Origin of the sequence: Pseudoalteromonas sp. S4492 (assembly GCF_005886115.1) — a bacterium.
Lineage (GTDB): Bacteria > Pseudomonadota > Gammaproteobacteria > Enterobacterales > Alteromonadaceae > Pseudoalteromonas > Pseudoalteromonas gelatinilytica.
In genome coordinates this window covers 26,803-42,201 of record NZ_PNCP01000064.1, presented here as the reverse complement: position 1 = coordinate 42,201, position 15,399 = coordinate 26,803, and the positions used below count along the sequence as shown (strand labels likewise).

General features: G+C 42.2%; 16 protein-coding genes. 11 read left to right on the top strand and 5 right to left on the bottom strand.

The window, feature by feature from the left end; genetic code table 11:
- Position 1: 1 nt before the first annotated feature.
- Positions 2 to 1,216 (bottom strand): acetate kinase, encoded by a 1,215-nt coding sequence (locus tag CWC28_RS18965; RefSeq protein WP_063704633.1) that lies wholly within the window; start codon positions 1,214 to 1,216, stop codon positions 2 to 4.
- A gap of 290 nt (positions 1,217 to 1,506) precedes the next feature.
- Between CWC28_RS18965 and yfbV the strand changes: the two genes are divergently transcribed.
- On the top strand, positions 1,507 to 1,953 hold the full coding sequence (yfbV, locus tag CWC28_RS18960) for a terminus macrodomain insulation protein YfbV (RefSeq protein ID WP_063704635.1): 447 nt from the start codon (positions 1,507 to 1,509) through the stop codon (positions 1,951 to 1,953).
- Here yfbV and CWC28_RS18955 read toward each other — a convergent pair.
- Genes CWC28_RS18955 through xthA form a run of 3 tightly spaced genes read right to left on the bottom strand, consistent with a single transcriptional unit; the run spans position 1,950 to position 4,200 of the window.
- On the bottom strand, positions 1,950 to 2,747 hold the full coding sequence (locus tag CWC28_RS18955; RefSeq protein ID WP_105180784.1) for a putative RNA methyltransferase: 798 nt from the start codon (positions 2,745 to 2,747) through the stop codon (positions 1,950 to 1,952). The two genes, yfbV and CWC28_RS18955, sit on opposite strands and share 4 nt — an antisense overlap.
- A complete protein-coding gene (locus CWC28_RS18950) occupies positions 2,744 to 3,394 on the bottom strand; it encodes an energy-coupling factor ABC transporter permease (RefSeq protein WP_105174308.1) in 651 nt (216 codons plus the stop codon). Before CWC28_RS18950 ends, CWC28_RS18955 begins: the two co-directional genes overlap by 4 nt.
- Entirely contained in the window at positions 3,391 to 4,200 is an 810-nt protein-coding gene (gene xthA / locus CWC28_RS18945) for an exodeoxyribonuclease III (RefSeq protein WP_063704639.1), read from the bottom strand. The genes CWC28_RS18950 and xthA overlap by 4 nt, the downstream gene beginning before the upstream one ends.
- A gap of 246 nt (positions 4,201 to 4,446) precedes the next feature.
- Between xthA and CWC28_RS18940 the strand changes: the two genes are divergently transcribed.
- The 4 genes from CWC28_RS18940 to rluB all read left to right on the top strand — a co-directional run bounded on the left by CWC28_RS18940 (position 4,447) and on the right by rluB (position 7,199).
- On the top strand, positions 4,447 to 4,881 hold the full coding sequence (locus CWC28_RS18940; RefSeq protein WP_063704641.1) for a hypothetical protein: 435 nt from the start codon (positions 4,447 to 4,449) through the stop codon (positions 4,879 to 4,881).
- A 206-nt stretch (positions 4,882 to 5,087) separates the two neighbouring features.
- Entirely contained in the window at positions 5,088 to 5,609 is a 522-nt protein-coding gene (locus CWC28_RS18935; protein ID WP_063704643.1) for an EF-hand domain-containing protein, read from the top strand.
- 130 nt (positions 5,610 to 5,739) lie between these two features.
- The gene (gene scpB, locus CWC28_RS18930) at positions 5,740 to 6,330 is read left to right on the top strand and encodes an SMC-Scp complex subunit ScpB (RefSeq protein WP_063704645.1); all 591 of its coding nucleotides are present in this window, start codon (positions 5,740 to 5,742) and stop codon (positions 6,328 to 6,330) included.
- Positions 6,327 to 7,199 (top strand): 23S rRNA pseudouridine(2605) synthase RluB, encoded by an 873-nt coding sequence (gene rluB, locus CWC28_RS18925; RefSeq protein WP_063704647.1) that lies wholly within the window; start codon positions 6,327 to 6,329, stop codon positions 7,197 to 7,199. Before scpB ends, rluB begins: the two co-directional genes overlap by 4 nt.
- Positions 7,200 to 7,303: 104 nt before the next feature.
- Here the strand turns inward: rluB and ald are convergent, their stop codons facing one another.
- Entirely contained in the window at positions 7,304 to 8,425 is a 1,122-nt protein-coding gene (ald, locus tag CWC28_RS18920; RefSeq protein WP_063704649.1) for an alanine dehydrogenase, read from the bottom strand.
- 142 nt (positions 8,426 to 8,567) lie between these two features.
- Here ald and lrp point away from each other — a divergent pair, with 142 nt between their 5' ends.
- The 6 genes from lrp to serS all read left to right on the top strand — a co-directional run bounded on the left by lrp (position 8,568) and on the right by serS (position 15,341).
- Positions 8,568 to 9,047: a leucine-responsive transcriptional regulator Lrp gene (gene lrp / locus CWC28_RS18915; protein WP_063704651.1), complete on the top strand. Its 480-nt coding sequence runs from the start codon at positions 8,568 to 8,570 to the stop codon at positions 9,045 to 9,047.
- A gap of 141 nt (positions 9,048 to 9,188) precedes the next feature.
- Positions 9,189 to 11,681: a DNA translocase FtsK gene (locus CWC28_RS18910; protein WP_063704652.1), complete on the top strand. Its 2,493-nt coding sequence runs from the start codon at positions 9,189 to 9,191 to the stop codon at positions 11,679 to 11,681.
- Positions 11,681 to 12,307 (top strand): outer membrane lipoprotein periplasmic chaperone LolA, encoded by a 627-nt coding sequence (lolA, locus tag CWC28_RS18905; RefSeq protein WP_063704654.1) that lies wholly within the window; start codon positions 11,681 to 11,683, stop codon positions 12,305 to 12,307. Before CWC28_RS18910 ends, lolA begins: the two co-directional genes overlap by 1 nt.
- Before the next feature lie 3 nt (positions 12,308 to 12,310).
- Positions 12,311 to 13,648 (top strand): replication-associated recombination protein A, encoded by a 1,338-nt coding sequence (locus tag CWC28_RS18900; protein ID WP_063704656.1) that lies wholly within the window; start codon positions 12,311 to 12,313, stop codon positions 13,646 to 13,648.
- Positions 13,641 to 14,027: a fluoride efflux transporter CrcB gene (gene crcB / locus CWC28_RS18895; protein ID WP_082389253.1), complete on the top strand. Its 387-nt coding sequence runs from the start codon at positions 13,641 to 13,643 to the stop codon at positions 14,025 to 14,027. The genes CWC28_RS18900 and crcB overlap by 8 nt, the downstream gene beginning before the upstream one ends.
- A gap of 9 nt (positions 14,028 to 14,036) precedes the next feature.
- Positions 14,037 to 15,341, top strand: a complete 1,305-nt coding sequence (gene serS / locus CWC28_RS18890; protein ID WP_063704658.1) for a serine--tRNA ligase — start codon at positions 14,037 to 14,039, stop codon at positions 15,339 to 15,341.
- Positions 15,342 to 15,399 lie beyond the last annotated feature (58 nt).

Genomic DNA, 15,399 nt, shown 5'->3' with positions numbered 1-15,399 from the left:
ATTAACCCTCCTTTGCAATGCGGGCTGCGTCGTTAGCAATAACCCATTCTTCGTTGGTCGGGATCACAAACGCTTTCGCGTGGGCTTGGCCTTTTGAGATTAAGCCTTCTTTACCAAAGCGAGCAGCTAAGTTTGCAGCTTCGTCACACTCAAGGCCTAAAAAGCCTAATTGGGTGATCACTTTGTCACGAATGATATCTGAGTTTTCACCGATACCACCGGTGAAAATAAGTGCATCAAGGCGTTGTACAGGCACTAAGAATGCGGCGATTTGTTTTGCTAAACGGTAGCAGAAAATATCGAGTGCAAGGTTTGCTTGCGGGTGACCTTCAACAGCGGCTTCTTCAATAGTGCGACAGTCATTTGATAATTCACTAATACCTAACAGGCCACTTTGCTTATTAAGTAAGTCATCAATTTCTTGCACTGAATAATTAAGTTGCTGAGTTAAAAACGTGAATAAACCCGGGTCGATGCTACCACTGCGCGTGCCCATCACTAAGCCTTCAAGCGGTGTCAGACCCATGCTGGTATCAACGCTCTTACCATCTTTAATCGCACACACTGAACAACCATTACCTAAATGCGCACTGATCACATTGGTTTGCTCACGCTCTTTACCTAGCAATTTTGCCGCTTCTCCAGCAACATAATAATGGCTTGTACCATGAAAACCATAACGTCTCACCCCGTGCTCTTTATAAAGCGAGTAAGGTAGGGCGTATAAGTATGCAATATTTGGCATGCTTTGGTGAAATGCCGTATCAAATACAGCAATTTGCGGTAGCGTTGAGAACGCTTGCTGTGCAGTGCGAATGCCCAATAAATTTGCAGGGTTATGAAGTGGAGCAAGTGCCGCTGTTTTTTCGATAGCTGTAAGTACATTATCGTCGATAAGCACAGACTCAGTGAAATGCTCACCACCGTGCACAACACGATGACCCACCGCAATTAAGTTATCTGCCAGACCTAACTCATTAACTAGCTTCACAAGCTCAGCAATGGCTGCATCATGGGCTTGGCCCTTTGCAAGTTCAATAAGTTGTTTTTCACCATTATATTTATATTTGATTGAAGGCGTGTCTGAGCCAAGGCGCTCAGCTAAACCAGAAATAACTTCGTCAGAAGTAGTGGCATCTAAAATGGCAAATTTTAAACTTGAACTACCACAGTTCAGTACTAAAACATGTTGTGGTGAGCAAAGGTGCGTCGACATAGCTAGGTCCTAAAAATACGATATCAGTCAGTGTATATTAAGGCTTGATAATTAGAATTCTTTGCCAGTATAGTAAATAAGTATTTTGTTGCTACACTTAACAAAGCTAGGCTGTAATTATACTAAAGTCTGGTTGACTTAAGCCGATAACATTTTATCTCATTTAGACATTAAACGTTAGTCTCATTACCATTAATTTGGTATTAAAACTAGGACAGGTTTTGCAGGGATTGTATCCGGGAGTGTGTTACACTCGATTGTGAAACAAGATGAAGACCCTAGGAGTGATGATGCAAAAAGGTGTCATGTCACAAGTGCAAACAGGTCGTCAATACGCTAAAAAATGGCCGATGCGACAAGAGCTCGCTCCATTGTTTGCCGAATTTAGAGTGATCAAGGCCACAGATCTGGCTATTACAGTGATGCCAATATTGGCAATGCTGACTGTATTCATGCAAGTTAATTATTTAGGTAGTGATTATTTTCCACAAGCAATCACTATCGCGCTTTTCTTTTTATCACTACCGCTGCAAGGTTTGTTGTGGCTAGGCCGCCGTGCAGAAACTCGCTTAGAACCAGCAATGCTTAGTTGGTACACAGAGCTGCACAGTAAAATGAAAGCGCATGGTTATCAGTCACAATTAACGACTGAAAAACCACGCTATTCAGATTTAGCTCAACTATTAAAAGATATGTTCGAAAAAATGGATAAAGCCTTTACTAAAGAACACTTCTAATCACGAATAAACTGGCTCACATAAAACGATAACGTTACTTTTTGTGGGCCTTGCTGCTCAATCTGCTGCCAATGCTCTGGGCGGAATTTCCACGCAAACGGCGTCATCATAATTAAATGTTTAATCTCATCAACAGACAACAGCACCTGTTGCTCTAATAATGTTGTTGACTCGTTGCTGAAGCCTGCTGGTGGTTCTATCTCTGTATGCGGTTTAACATCGGCATAAATAAACGCTTTTAACTCTTTAAGATGCCAAGGGCCAGGGCTTGCAACAATTAAACTAGCTTGCGGTTTGGCAAGGCGGGCAAGTTCTTGTGCAAATAAAGGGGCAAACACACTAACAAGTACATCCGCTTTGGCATCTGCAAAAGGGGCTTGGCTAATCGACGCGACACTAAAATGCGCATTTTCATACCGCTTAGCGGCGTATTTTACCGCCGGCTTCGAAATATCAACACCATAAACATCGGCACTTGATTGTGCTGCAATTGCTTGAGTGTAAAAACCTTCACCACAGCCTAAATCAATCACTGAACTTGGAGCGAGAGATGCTACTAATTCAGCTATAGCGTGCTGTAAAAACAAATAGTGCCCGGCACTTAAAAATACGCGGCGTGCTTGCACCATTTCAAGGTTATCGCCCGGTTGTTTCGACTTTTTATTTTGCACGGGAAGTAAATTGACATAACCCTCTTTGGCGATATCAAAACTGTGATTATTGTCACAGCGGTACGTTTTATCGGTGAGCGTCAGTTCAAGTTTGCAAAGCGGGCAGTGATAGTGAAGACTCATGAGTCTAAGTAGTCCTTATCATAAAAGGTTTTTACCCAGTAAGGGCGATAGGTGATCAACAAGGTGATTGCCATGCCATTGAGCATCGCTTCAGGAAACCAAATTATGGCACACAGGATCAAATAGTTTTCTGAAATCTCAATAAAACTGTAATCACCAAGCAAGTAATAAAGCACACCACTGGTGAGTATTTTAATACAGGCGATAACAGCTGCGGTTAAAAACGCGCATAAAAAGATATAAATAAAAAAGTGTCTTGGTAAATAGGTATAACAAATTACAAAGCACAGATAGCTCAACGTAATTGGAATGAACGCTGTAAATAACAAATGCACAGGCAATAAACTGATTGGCAATTGTGCAACCAGCACTAACAACAAACTCGCCAAGGTACTTGCAAAAATAGCCAGTCGCCAACCTAAAATTAGGGTCACTGCGGTGACCCCCAAAATATGCAATTCGAGGCCAGGTAATATGCCTGCTTTAATACGCCACAGTACCGCAAGTACAAGGGCACATGCGAGTACACCCACTTGTCTTATCGGTGTTGCCAGCAAATGTGATGCGCTTTGCTTATCAAAGCTGAGCCAAATTATTATAGCCACACAGCTCCACAATGGGAGCTGCCATTGCAGTGTGTCTATCATGCGTTAAATGTTGACCAAATTGGCGCATGATCAGATGGTTTTTCGATACCGCGCAACTCGTAATCAATACCAGACTCAACACAACGCTCAGCAAGAGCAGGGGTTGCTAAGATCACATCAATACGCAGACCGCGGTTGTCATCAAACCCTTTTGAGCGGTAATCAAACCACGAATATTGTTCTGTTTTTTCTGGATAAAGTTCACGGAAGGTATCTTTAAAGCCCCAGTTTAATAACGTGCTTAACCATTCACGCTCTTCAGGTTGGAAAGAACACTTACCTGTTTTTAACCAGCGTTTACGGTTTGGTTCACCAATACCAATGTCGAGATCAGTTGGCGAAATATTAATGTCACCCATCACGATAACATCTTGATCAGGCGTGTGGTTATCTTCTAGATGGGTCATTAAATCTTTATAGAATTGACGCTTATAAGGAAACTTTGTTTCATGGGCAATGTTGTCACCTTGCGGGAAGTAGCCATTCATTACCGTTAAGTCGCGACCATTTTCTTGTGTCACTGTTACGCTGATCATACGGCGCTGTGATTCGTCGGTATCGGTTGCAAAACCTTTTACTACAGATTTAGGTTCTTGCTTACATAACATTGCCACACCGTAATGTGCTTTTTGACCATGAAAATAAACGTGATAGCCCATTTTTTGTACGTCTTCGAGAGGGAAGGCCTCATCGTGCACTTTGATTTCTTGTAAGCCGATGATATCTGGTTGATGTTTATCAATTACGGCCTGCAATTGGTGTAAACGAGCGCGCAGCCCGTTAATGTTAAATGAGATTACCTTCATGGTTTACCTATCTGTATTTTTGATTATTCGTTTAGCGCAATTCTATCATCAAACTAGGGCTTATTCATGAGCAAATTACGAAAATCAAATTGAGTAAATGTTGATCAATTGCTGCTTATTTTAAAGACATTGTTAACTCATTATTAATTATTAAATTAAATAAATAATTCAGTTGATCTACTGATTTTTGTTTATATAATGCGCGCAAACCACCCGTTCATATTATGTACTATTTAAAGGTAAACCATGAAAAAACAATTAGTGATGCTTTCTCTTGCATGTATCTCATTTGGCTCATTAGCAAGCAACCCGCACTACTTTTCAGCTGATAACCGTATCGAATCAAAGTTATGTAGCTTAAGTGCGAACGAAGGGTTTACCGCTGCACGTAAAGAAGCAGCAAAACACGGCATTTCAATGTCACGTTTTTCACAAAGCATTTTATGTAACGGCACAGATATCCGTGAAATTGCTAAAAAAGCACAATCACAAGAAGCAGCAACAAAAGCAGCTGTTGAAGTGTTTGCTAAAAATGAGCAAAAAGAAACTCAGCTTTGTATTACTGCACTTAAGCAAGGTTTAACACCTGTGCGTGAAAAAATTGGTAACTTAAATACCTTAAAATGTAATGGCGAAGCAGTAACAGATTTCGTTAAGCGTTACCAAAACGCAGCTATCTAATCGCGACATTTTAGCGATTTGTAAAAAGCGCTCATCGGAGCGCTTTTTTTATGAAAAAATTACAGCAATCCATGAAAAGCTTTCTAAATCATAGGCTTAACCAAAACTTAACTTAGTTGTAAGTGCTTGATTTTAGTCAATAAGGCATTTTGGCATTCAACTTGAAATAGTCTAACTGAATCTAATCGACTACAAGGAAATGTCTTATGAACAAGTTAACTTTAGCATCAACAATTTTAGCAGCATTAAGCCTATCAGCATGTTCTGCAAGTAACTCTTTAGCAAAAATCGACAGCGATTTTGGCAGCCTAGATAACGACCATGATGGTTATATCTCGAAAGTAGAAGCAGATGACGATGCAATTTGGGAGCATTTCTCAAACATCGATACCAACATGGATGAGCAAATTAGCCGTACAGAATTTAACGCCTACATGCAGTTAAATACAGGCAAAGTGGCAACAGATAGCGAGGTGTCTGAATCAGCATTTAAAGCAGAAATCGCTAAGTTTGACCCGATCGAAAGTGACTTTAAATCGTTAGACAACGATAAAAATGGTTACATCTCTATTGAAGAAGCGGATGACGACGACATCGCAAATCATTTTGGCTACATGGATAGCAACAAAGATAAGCGTGTAAGTCGCACCGAGTTCATTAGCTACATTAGCAAATATGGCAGCGATGTGGCAGAAGATGATGCCCTTGAAATGGTCAAAAAAAGCTAATTTCAATATTTATTCATAAAAATCCCCCAAAGCCAGTGTTTTACACTGGCTTTTTTACAATAATTTTTCCAACCTTGGCTGACTTCTGTCATAATAGTGCGTTAGTGATTTAAAATGACCTTTAGTAGCAATGGCCACAAAACGTATCAGTGATGAACAGTTAGTCGAAATCATAGAAGCCGCGATTTTTGTTGCTGGAAAACCTGTGTCTAAACGTCATTTAAAAGAGACAGTATTAGCTGATTTAAGCGTATCTATGCCACGCATTAATAATGCAATCGAACAGATTCAAACGCATTATCAAACCCGAGGCATCAAGCTTGTTGCAGTTGGCAGCGGTTACAGGTTTCAGGCCTGTGCCAGTTTAGCCCCTTGGCTGGCAAACTTATGGCAAGAACGCGCACCTAAATACTCAAGAGCACTACTAGAAACTTTATCCTTGATTGCCTACAGACAACCTATTACCCGTGGTGAAATTGAACAAGTACGGGGTGTGACCGTTGGCTCAGGAATTATTAAAACCTTATTAGAAAGAGAGTGGATTCGGGTTGTTGGCCACAAAGAAGTGCCAGGGCGCCCAGCGTTGTATGCTACCACATCCGCTTTCTTAGATTATTTTTCATTAGCTGGTTTAGATGAATTACCGCCGTTACCTGAACTTCAGGAGAGTAAAATCAACCAGTTATTGAGCGATCCTTCTGTGAGAGAACTATCTGAATGAGTAATGTAGAAACTGAAAAGTTACAAAAAGTATTAGCCCGTGCTGGCGTGGGTTCACGTCGTGAAATGGAAAAATACATCGATGCCAATCGCGTGAGCGTGAATGGTAAAGTGGCCCGTTTAGGCGACCGCGTAGAAGCAACCGATGTAATTCGTGTTGATGGTCACGTGGTGAAAATCGAAGACAAAGCCGACCGAATTTGTCGTGTACTTATGTATAACAAACCAGAAGGCGAGTTATGTACACGTAAAGACCCTGAAGGTCGTCGTACTGTATTTGACCGTTTACCACGTGTTGATGGCGAACGTTGGATTGCAGTTGGCCGACTAGATATTAATACCGCTGGTTTAATGCTGTTTACTAACGATGGTGAACTTGCTAACCGTTTAATGCACCCAAGCTACGAAGTAGAGCGTGAGTACTCTGCTCGCGTGTTTGGTGAAGTGACAAACGAAACGCTGCGCACTTTAACAAAAGGTGTTGAGCTTGATGATGGTCCTGCGAAATTCTTAAACATCAAACCTATGGGTGGTGAAGGTATCAACCGTTGGTTTAATGTGACTTTAACAGAAGGTCGTAACCGCGAAGTTCGTCGTTTATGGCAATCACAAGATGTTGAAGTATCGCGTCTTATCCGTATTCGTTACGGTAAGCTAGAGCTTGATAAGCGTTTGCCACAAGGTGGTTGGGCTGAGCTTGATTTAGACACGGTTAACTATTTACGTAAAACAGTACAACTTGGCCGCGAAACGCAAACTAAGCTGTCGGTTATTCCTGAAAAGCGTAAAGACAAACGTGCTAAAATTAACCAAATCCGTAAAGCGGTTAAAAAGCACAATCAACGCGCTAAACAAACTAAGCGTCGTTAAAAACTATATTCAAACTTGTTTGCAGGTAAAGCTCTTCACTTGCAAACAGGCATAAAAAAAAGCAGCGATATCGCTGCTTTTTTTATTTCGATTCACAATGCTAATTAAGCATTTTCAACCGCTGTACGTGGGTCAACATATTCCATGTTGAAAGCTTCAGCTACTTCTTTATAAGTAACTTGGCCTTTAATCACGTTTAAGCCTTTTAAGAAATGTGCATCGTCAAGAAGCGCTTTCTTGTAGCCTTTGTTAGCAAGGTTGATGATAAACGGTAACGTTGCGTTGTTAAGTGCGAACGTAGAAGTACGTGGAACAGCACCTGGCATGTTAGCAACACAGTAGTGAACAACGTCATCAACGATGTAAGTTGGATCAGCATGAGTAGTCGCTTTAGAAGTTGCGATACAACCACCTTGGTCGATTGCAACGTCAACGATTGCAGAACCAGGTTTCATTGCTTTGATGTGCTCAGCAGTTACTAGTTTAGGCGCTGCAGCACCTGGGATTAGTACGCCACCGATCACAAGGTCAGCTTCTAGTACGTGTTTTTCTAACGCGTCAGCAGTTGAGTAAAGTGCTTTAACTTTATTACCAAACTGTGCGTCTAAAGCACGTAATACATCGATGTTACGATCAAGAACAACAACGTCTGCGCCTAGGCCAACAGCCATTTGCGCTGCGCTACGACCAACCATGCCGCCGCCGATAACAACAACTTTAGCTGGCTCAACACCTGGTACACCACCAAGTAACATACCACGGCCGTGGTTAGATTTTTCTAATGCTTGTGCACCAGCTTGAATAGACATACGACCAGCAACTTCACTCATAGGAGCAAGAAGAGGTAAACCGCCACGTGCATCAGTTACTGTTTCGTAAGCGATACAGATAGCGCCACTTTTCACTAGGTCTTCAGTTTGTGGAAGATCCGGTGCTAAGTGAAGGTAAGTAAATAGAATTTGGTCTTCGCGTAACATTGCACGCTCAACAGCTTGTGGCTCTTTCACTTTTACGATCATTTCAGCTTTAGCAAAAACTTCTGCCGCTGTTGATAAAATTTCAGCACCTGCTGCTACATAATCTTCGTTTGTGAAGCCAATGCCCATACCAGCATCAGTTTCAACAAATACTTGGTGGCCATGGTTTACTAGTTCACGAACACTCGCAGGAACCATACCTACACGGTATTCATGGTTTTTAATTTCTTTAGGTACACCAATAATCATAGTTTTTCGCCTTAATAGAACGGGGTAAAATTTTTGACTATTATATTCATGACCTGCCAGTGTGTCTCACCTTTTTTAAGTGGTATTCTAGTGATATACTCTGAAAATTAATATATAACAGTTTAAAACTCTGGTTTGCCATATGCACCAATTACTCGACAGGATAGACCGTAAAATTTTAATGGAATTACAGCTCGATGGTCGGATCTCTAATGTAGAGCTCGCGCGGCGTGTAGGCCTAAGCGCCACCCCATGTTTAGAGCGGGTTAAAAAGCTTGAAAGAGAAGGTTATATACTTGGATACAAAGCGGTAGTAGACCCTGCTAAGCTCGGTCAAGGATTATCCGTGTATGTAGAAGTCACTATCACGAAAACCTCACCTGATGTGTTCGAAGAGTTTAACGCTGCAGTTAAAAAACACGACGAAATAATCGAATGTCACTTAGTGTCGGGAAATTTCGACTTTTTATTAAAAACGCGGGTAAATGATATGTCTGAATATCGCAATGTACTGGGTGATATTCTGCTAAAACTACCCAACGTCAGTGAAAGCCGAACTTATGTGGTAATGGAAGAAGTAAAAGGTGAACAAGGGGTCATTATTCGCCCATATATCGCCTAAACTGTTAAAATACACATTGAGTAACAAAAACTTGTTCATTATCAGTCCATCAAGGTTAAGATAAAGTGCATCAAACGGCATTTCCTGCTAAGGTATTTCACTGCTAATCGATAAGTAAAGAATAATAAGGAATAGGGAGCTATGCGCCTAAATGGTGTTCAAAGACTGTTAGAAACGGGGCTAATCATCAGCACCTTTGCTGCAGTATTTATTTTATGTGCATTAATCAGTTTTGATCCTGCGGACCCTTCATGGTCGCAAACCGGTGAATTTGTTAATGTTAAGAATATTACCGGCACAGCGGGAGCTTGGGTTGCAGATATCCTATTACTCACTTTTGGCTGGCTTGCTTATTTAGTGCCTGTTGCTATTCAGTTGTTTGGTTATTTATTGTTTAAACAGCCACACCGTATTTTTCAGCTTGATTACACCACACTTGCTTTACGTGTAATTGGCTTTGCGTTGTTTATTACTTCAGCGACTGCCATCAGCAGCATTAATTTTGATGATATTTATAATTTTTCATCCGGTGGGGTAGTGGGAGATGTCATCGCTACAGCCATGATGCCGACCTTTAATTTTACCGGTACCTCTATTTTATTACTGTGCTTTTTCTTTGCAGGTTTAACCTTATTAACCGGTATTTCGTGGGTACAATTTGTCGATTTTGTTGGCAAATGGGTGATGAAAACATTCTACTTTTTGCGTGAACAATTTTCTGCTTGGATGCACCGTGAGAAAGAAGCCGTTAAAGACGTTACGACTACAGAACCTGATGCAAACTTTGTCGAGCCAGAAAACGAACCTGCAATTGGTTTTAAAGATGCCGAAAAAGATGAGCCAAAGCAGACTAAAGCACAGCAGAAGCCAGCGGAAAAAGCCAATGATGATTTCCAAGGTTTTGATGAACTAGACGATATTCTTGACCAAGAAATTGGTTTTAGTGCCCTTGATGATGAATCTTTCGATACAGTATCAGCACTTAATGCGCTTGATCAAAGCCCCGTTTTAGAACCAGAAAAACCAGTTACAACGGTTGTTTCGCCTGCGCGCCCAATGCCTAAACCAAAACCAGCGTATCAGCCACCGCCAACGGCAAAAGAAAAGTTTGAAGCCTTGCTTGAAGAGCAACCGCCAGCAAATCCGTTGCCGTCGCTTGATTTACTCGATCGCCCTGACAAAGCGAAAAACCCGTTATCACAAGAAGAGCTTGATGGTATTTCGCGTTTAGTTGAAACAAAACTACTTGATTTTAATATTCAAGCTGCGGTGGTTGGGGTTTACCCGGGTCCGGTTGTAACGCGTTTTGAACTTGATTTAGCGCCGGGTATTAAAGTGGCCAAAATCACAGGTTTATCAAAAGATTTAGCGCGTTCACTGTCTGCGGTGAGTGTCCGTGTGGTAGAAGTTATTCCGGGTAAAACCTATGTAGGTATAGAACTACCAAACAAACACCGTGAAATCGTGCGTTTAAGTGAAGTTATTAACGCGCCTAAGTTTGAATCAAACCCATCACCACTGACTATGGTGTTAGGTAAAGACATTGCTGGCGAGCCAGTATGTGCTGACCTTGGCAAAATGCCACATTTACTTGTTGCGGGTACCACAGGTTCAGGTAAGTCAGTGGGCGTTAATGTAATGATATTAAGCTTACTGTACAAATCGGGCCCTGATGATGTTCGTATGATCATGATCGACCCGAAAATGCTTGAACTTTCTGTGTACGAAGGCATCCCACATTTATTATGTGAAGTTGTTACCGACATGAAAGAAGCAGCCAATGCATTGCGTTGGTGTGTAGGCGAAATGGAGCGTCGTTATAAGCTGATGTCGGCACTTGGTGTGCGTAACTTAAAAGGTTACAACCAAAAAGTGCTGGATGCCAAAGAAGCGGGTCAACCGATTCTAGATCCACTGTTTAAAGATACCGACGGCATGGCCGATGGCCCAGCAGAGCTAGATAAACTACCAAGTATTGTGGTGGTCATTGACGAATTTGCCGACATGATGATGATCGTGGGTAAAAAAGTGGAAGAGCTTATTGCACGCATCGCGCAAAAAGCCCGTGCAGCAGGTATTCACTTAGTGCTAGCAACACAGCGCCCATCGGTTGACGTAATTACTGGTTTGATTAAAGCGAATATTCCAACCCGTATGGCGTTCCAAGTTTCAAGTAAAATTGACTCGCGTACCATTTTAGATCAGCAAGGCGCTGAAAACTTACTTGGTATGGGTGACATGCTTTACTTACCGCCGGGTACCAGTGTACCCGTGCGTGTGCATGGCGCGTTTGTTGACGACCACGAAGTTCATGCGGTTGTAGACGATTGGAAAAAACGCGGCAAACCAAATTATATTGATGAAATTTTAAGTGGCGATGCCACAGAAGAAATTTTACTACCAGGAGAAACCAGTGAAGACGGTGATGAAGAGTCAGATCCGCTTTACGATGAAGCAGTATCATTTGTAATTGAAACTGGCAAAGTGTCGGTATCGAGTGTACAGCGTAAGCTTCGTGTAGGTTATAACCGCGCAGCACGCTTAGTTGAACAAATGGAAACATCAGGCATTGTTAGCGCACCAGGTCACAACGGTGCCCGCGAAGTCTTAGTGCCAAATGGTGGAGCAAATTAATGAAAAAAATTAAATACCTAGCCCTAATTGTGGGTTGTTTATTAAGCGGTCAAAGTTTTGCAGACGACAGCGAAGCGTTGCAACAACAACTGGCTGCGATTAAAAGTTTTAAAGCACAGTTCTCACAGCAAGTGACCGATTCGCAAGGCGAAGCTATCATGCAAGGTGAGGGGAATATTGCCCTTCAGCAGCCTATGATGATCCGCTGGCAACAGCAAAGCCCAGACGATACCTTGTTTGTATCTAATGGCGACAAAACGTATTACTTCGACAGCTTTGCTGAGCAAGTAACGATTATGAATACCCACAGCCTAATTGATTCAACACCGTTTGTATTGCTGACTTCAAAAGATCCAGAACAGTGGGCTAAATACCAAGTTGTGGCAACCGATGCTGGCTTTAGTGTCACGCCAAACAAAGGCGTTGAGAGCCAAGTTGAAAAGCTAGACATTCGCTTTAATGCTAAAGAGCAAGGCCTCGCATCACTAACGGTATTAGATACCTCAGGTCAGCAGTCTTTATTTACCTTTAAAGATGCCAAGGTAAACGAAGCTCTGGCGGCTCAAACCTTTGAATTTACTATTCCTGAGGGCGTTGAAGTTGACGACCAAAGCCAAGGTGATTAAGGCTTGAGTAACCTCGGATTTAATTTTGGTCCTGATGTGCGCCCACTAGCGGCGCGCATGCGACCTGAAACACTTAATGACTACATTGGTCAGCAGCACCTTTTAAGCCCCGATAAACCTCTTTACCAAGCGATTCTTGCAGGCCGATGCCACAGCCTTATTTTGTGGGGGCCGCCAGGCGTTGGTAAAACTACATTAGCGCAAATTATTGCAAACCATGCCGATGCCAGCCTTATTCAAATGTCGGCGGTCACAGCGGGTGTTAAAGACATTCGTGAGGCAGTAAGCGAAGCAAAAACAAACCTTGCCGGGCGAGGGCAACGCACCTTATTGTTTGTTGACGAAGTGCACCGCTTTAATAAATCTCAGCAAGATGCATTTTTACCGCATATTGAAGATGGCACCTTTATTTTCGTAGGCGCAACCACCGAAAACCCATCATTCGCACTTAATAATGCGATTCTGTCTCGTGCTCGTGTGTATGTTTTAAAAGCGCTTGAACAAGCCGACTTATTTACCGTCATTGAACGCGCCTTACGTGAAGACGTAGAACTTAGCCAAAAACACATAGACATTGCCGATAACGCTAAACAAGCGCTTTGCCAAGCAAGTGATGGCGATGCACGTAAAGTGCTTAACCTGTTAGAACAAGCGGTTGATTTAACCACTGAGCAGCAGGGAAAATACCTTGTTGATCAACATGTTTTAAGCCAAGTTTTACCAACTCACTTAGCCAAGTACGACAAAGGTGGTGATGAGTTTTATGACTTGATTTCAGCGTTTCATAAGTCAGTGCGAGGAAGTTCACCTGATGGCGCTTTATATTGGTATTGCCGTATTTTAGCAGGGGGTGGCGACCCACTTTATGTGGCTCGGCGTTTATTAGCGATTGCTACTGAAGATATTGGCAATGCTGATCCGCGAGCAATGGAAGTGGCACTCAACGCGTGGGATATTTTTCAACGTGTTGGCCCAAGCGAAGGTGAGCGTGCTATCGCACAAGCCACCATTTACTTAGCCAGTGCCCCGAAAAGTAATGCCGTGTATATGGCGTTTAATCAAGCGCTGCAAGATGCTAAAAATGAGCCGAGTTATCCGGTGCCTGAGCATTTACGTAATGCGCCAACCAACTTAATGAAAGACTTGGGTTATGGCGCTGAATATCGTTATGCGCACAATGAAGAAGGGGCATTTGCTGCTGGCGAAAAGTATTTCCCTGAGGCAATTAATGATCGCCAGTATTACTTCCCAACTGACCGTGGGCTTGAACAAAAAATAAAACAAAAGCTGGACTATTTAAGCCAGCGCAACGAGCAAAGTGATATTAAACGCTATGAATAGCTTGAAACTTTATATGATGATTGCAATGGGGGGCGCTTCAGGGGCGTGTTTACGCTATTTTCTTAGCGAAACCATGTTAAAACTGCTCGGTAGGGGATTCCCTTTTGGCACGTTGACAGTTAATATTCTTGGTTCATTGTTAATGGGCATTTTATACGGCTTGATTGAAAAAGAAATAATCGCTGTTAGCCCCGCTAAAACCTTAATTGGTATTGGCTTTTTAGGTGCATTGACCACCTTTTCAACATTCTCAATGGATTCGTTGTTGCTCTTGCAACAAGGTCACTTTTTTAAAATGGCCCTCAATATCACCCTAAACGTGGTGGTGTGTATATTTATGGCTTGGCTGGGCCTTCAGCTGGTAATGCAAAAAGGTTAAAAATCAAACATGTTAGATTCTAAATATTTACGTCAAGATATCGAACAAGCGGCTGCACGTTTAGCAACACGCGGTTTCGAACTTGATATTGCAGCGGTAACTGCACTTGAAGAAAAACGCAAAACATTACAAGTACAAACGCAAGAACTTCAAAGCGAGCGTAATGCAAGTTCCAAAGCTATCGGCCAAGCAAAAGCGAAAGGCGAGCACGAAAAAGCACAACAGCTGCTTGATTCAGTAAGTAACCTTGGTGATCAACTAGACAGCGTTAAAGCTGAGCAAGACGCAGTACTTGAAGAGCTTAAGCAAATTGCACTTGCTATTCCAAACTTACCTGATGAGTCAGTACCAGTAGGTGAAGACGAAGATCAAAACGTTGAAATTTCAACCTGGGGTACGCCTAAGTCATATGACTTTGAAGTAAAAGATCACGTTGATGTTGGTCAAGACGTAAACGGCCTAGACTTTGAAATGGGTGTTAAAATCAGTGGCGCACGTTTTACTGTTATGCGTGGTCAAGTTGCACGTATGCACCGTGCTCTTACGCAGTTTATGCTTGATACGCACACAGAGCAAAACGGCTACACAGAAATGTATGTGCCTTACCTAGTTAATAGCGCAAGCTTATACGGCACAAGTCAATTACCTAAGTTTGCTGGTGACTTATTCCACACCTTAGGTTTAGTGGATGACGACGGTCAGCAACAACCAGGTTTTAGCTTAATTCCTACAGCTGAAGTACCACTTACGAACAGTGCTCGTGACGAAATTTACGACGAAAGCGACTTACCAATTCGTTTAACTGCGCATACGCCTTGTTTCCGTAGTGAAGCAGGTAGCTATGGCCGTGATACACGTGGTCTTATTCGTCAGCACCAATTCGACAAAGTTGAATTAGTACAACTAGTAAAACCAGAAGATTCAATGCAAGCGCTAGAAGAGCTAACAGGTCACGCTGAGCAAATCTTACAAGCATTAGAACTTCCATACCGTAAAGTGATTTTATGTACGGGTGATATGGGCTTTGGTGCAGCAAAAACTTACGATTTAGAAGTATGGTTACCTGCACAAAACACTTATCGTGAAATCTCATCATGTTCTAACATGGTTGATTTCCAAGCACGTCGTATGCAAGCGCGTTTCCGTCGTCAAGGCGAGAAAAAGCCAGAGCTACTTCATACACTAAATGGTTCAGGTTTAGCGGTTGGTCGTACACTGGTAGCAATCTTAGAGAACTACCAACAAGCTGACGGCTCAATTGTTGTACCAGAAGTATTACGCCCTTACATGGGTGGCTTAGAAGTTATTAAATAACATTTAAGTTCATAACGTTTAAAAACCGTATTTGTGTAAGCAAATACGGTTTTTTTAT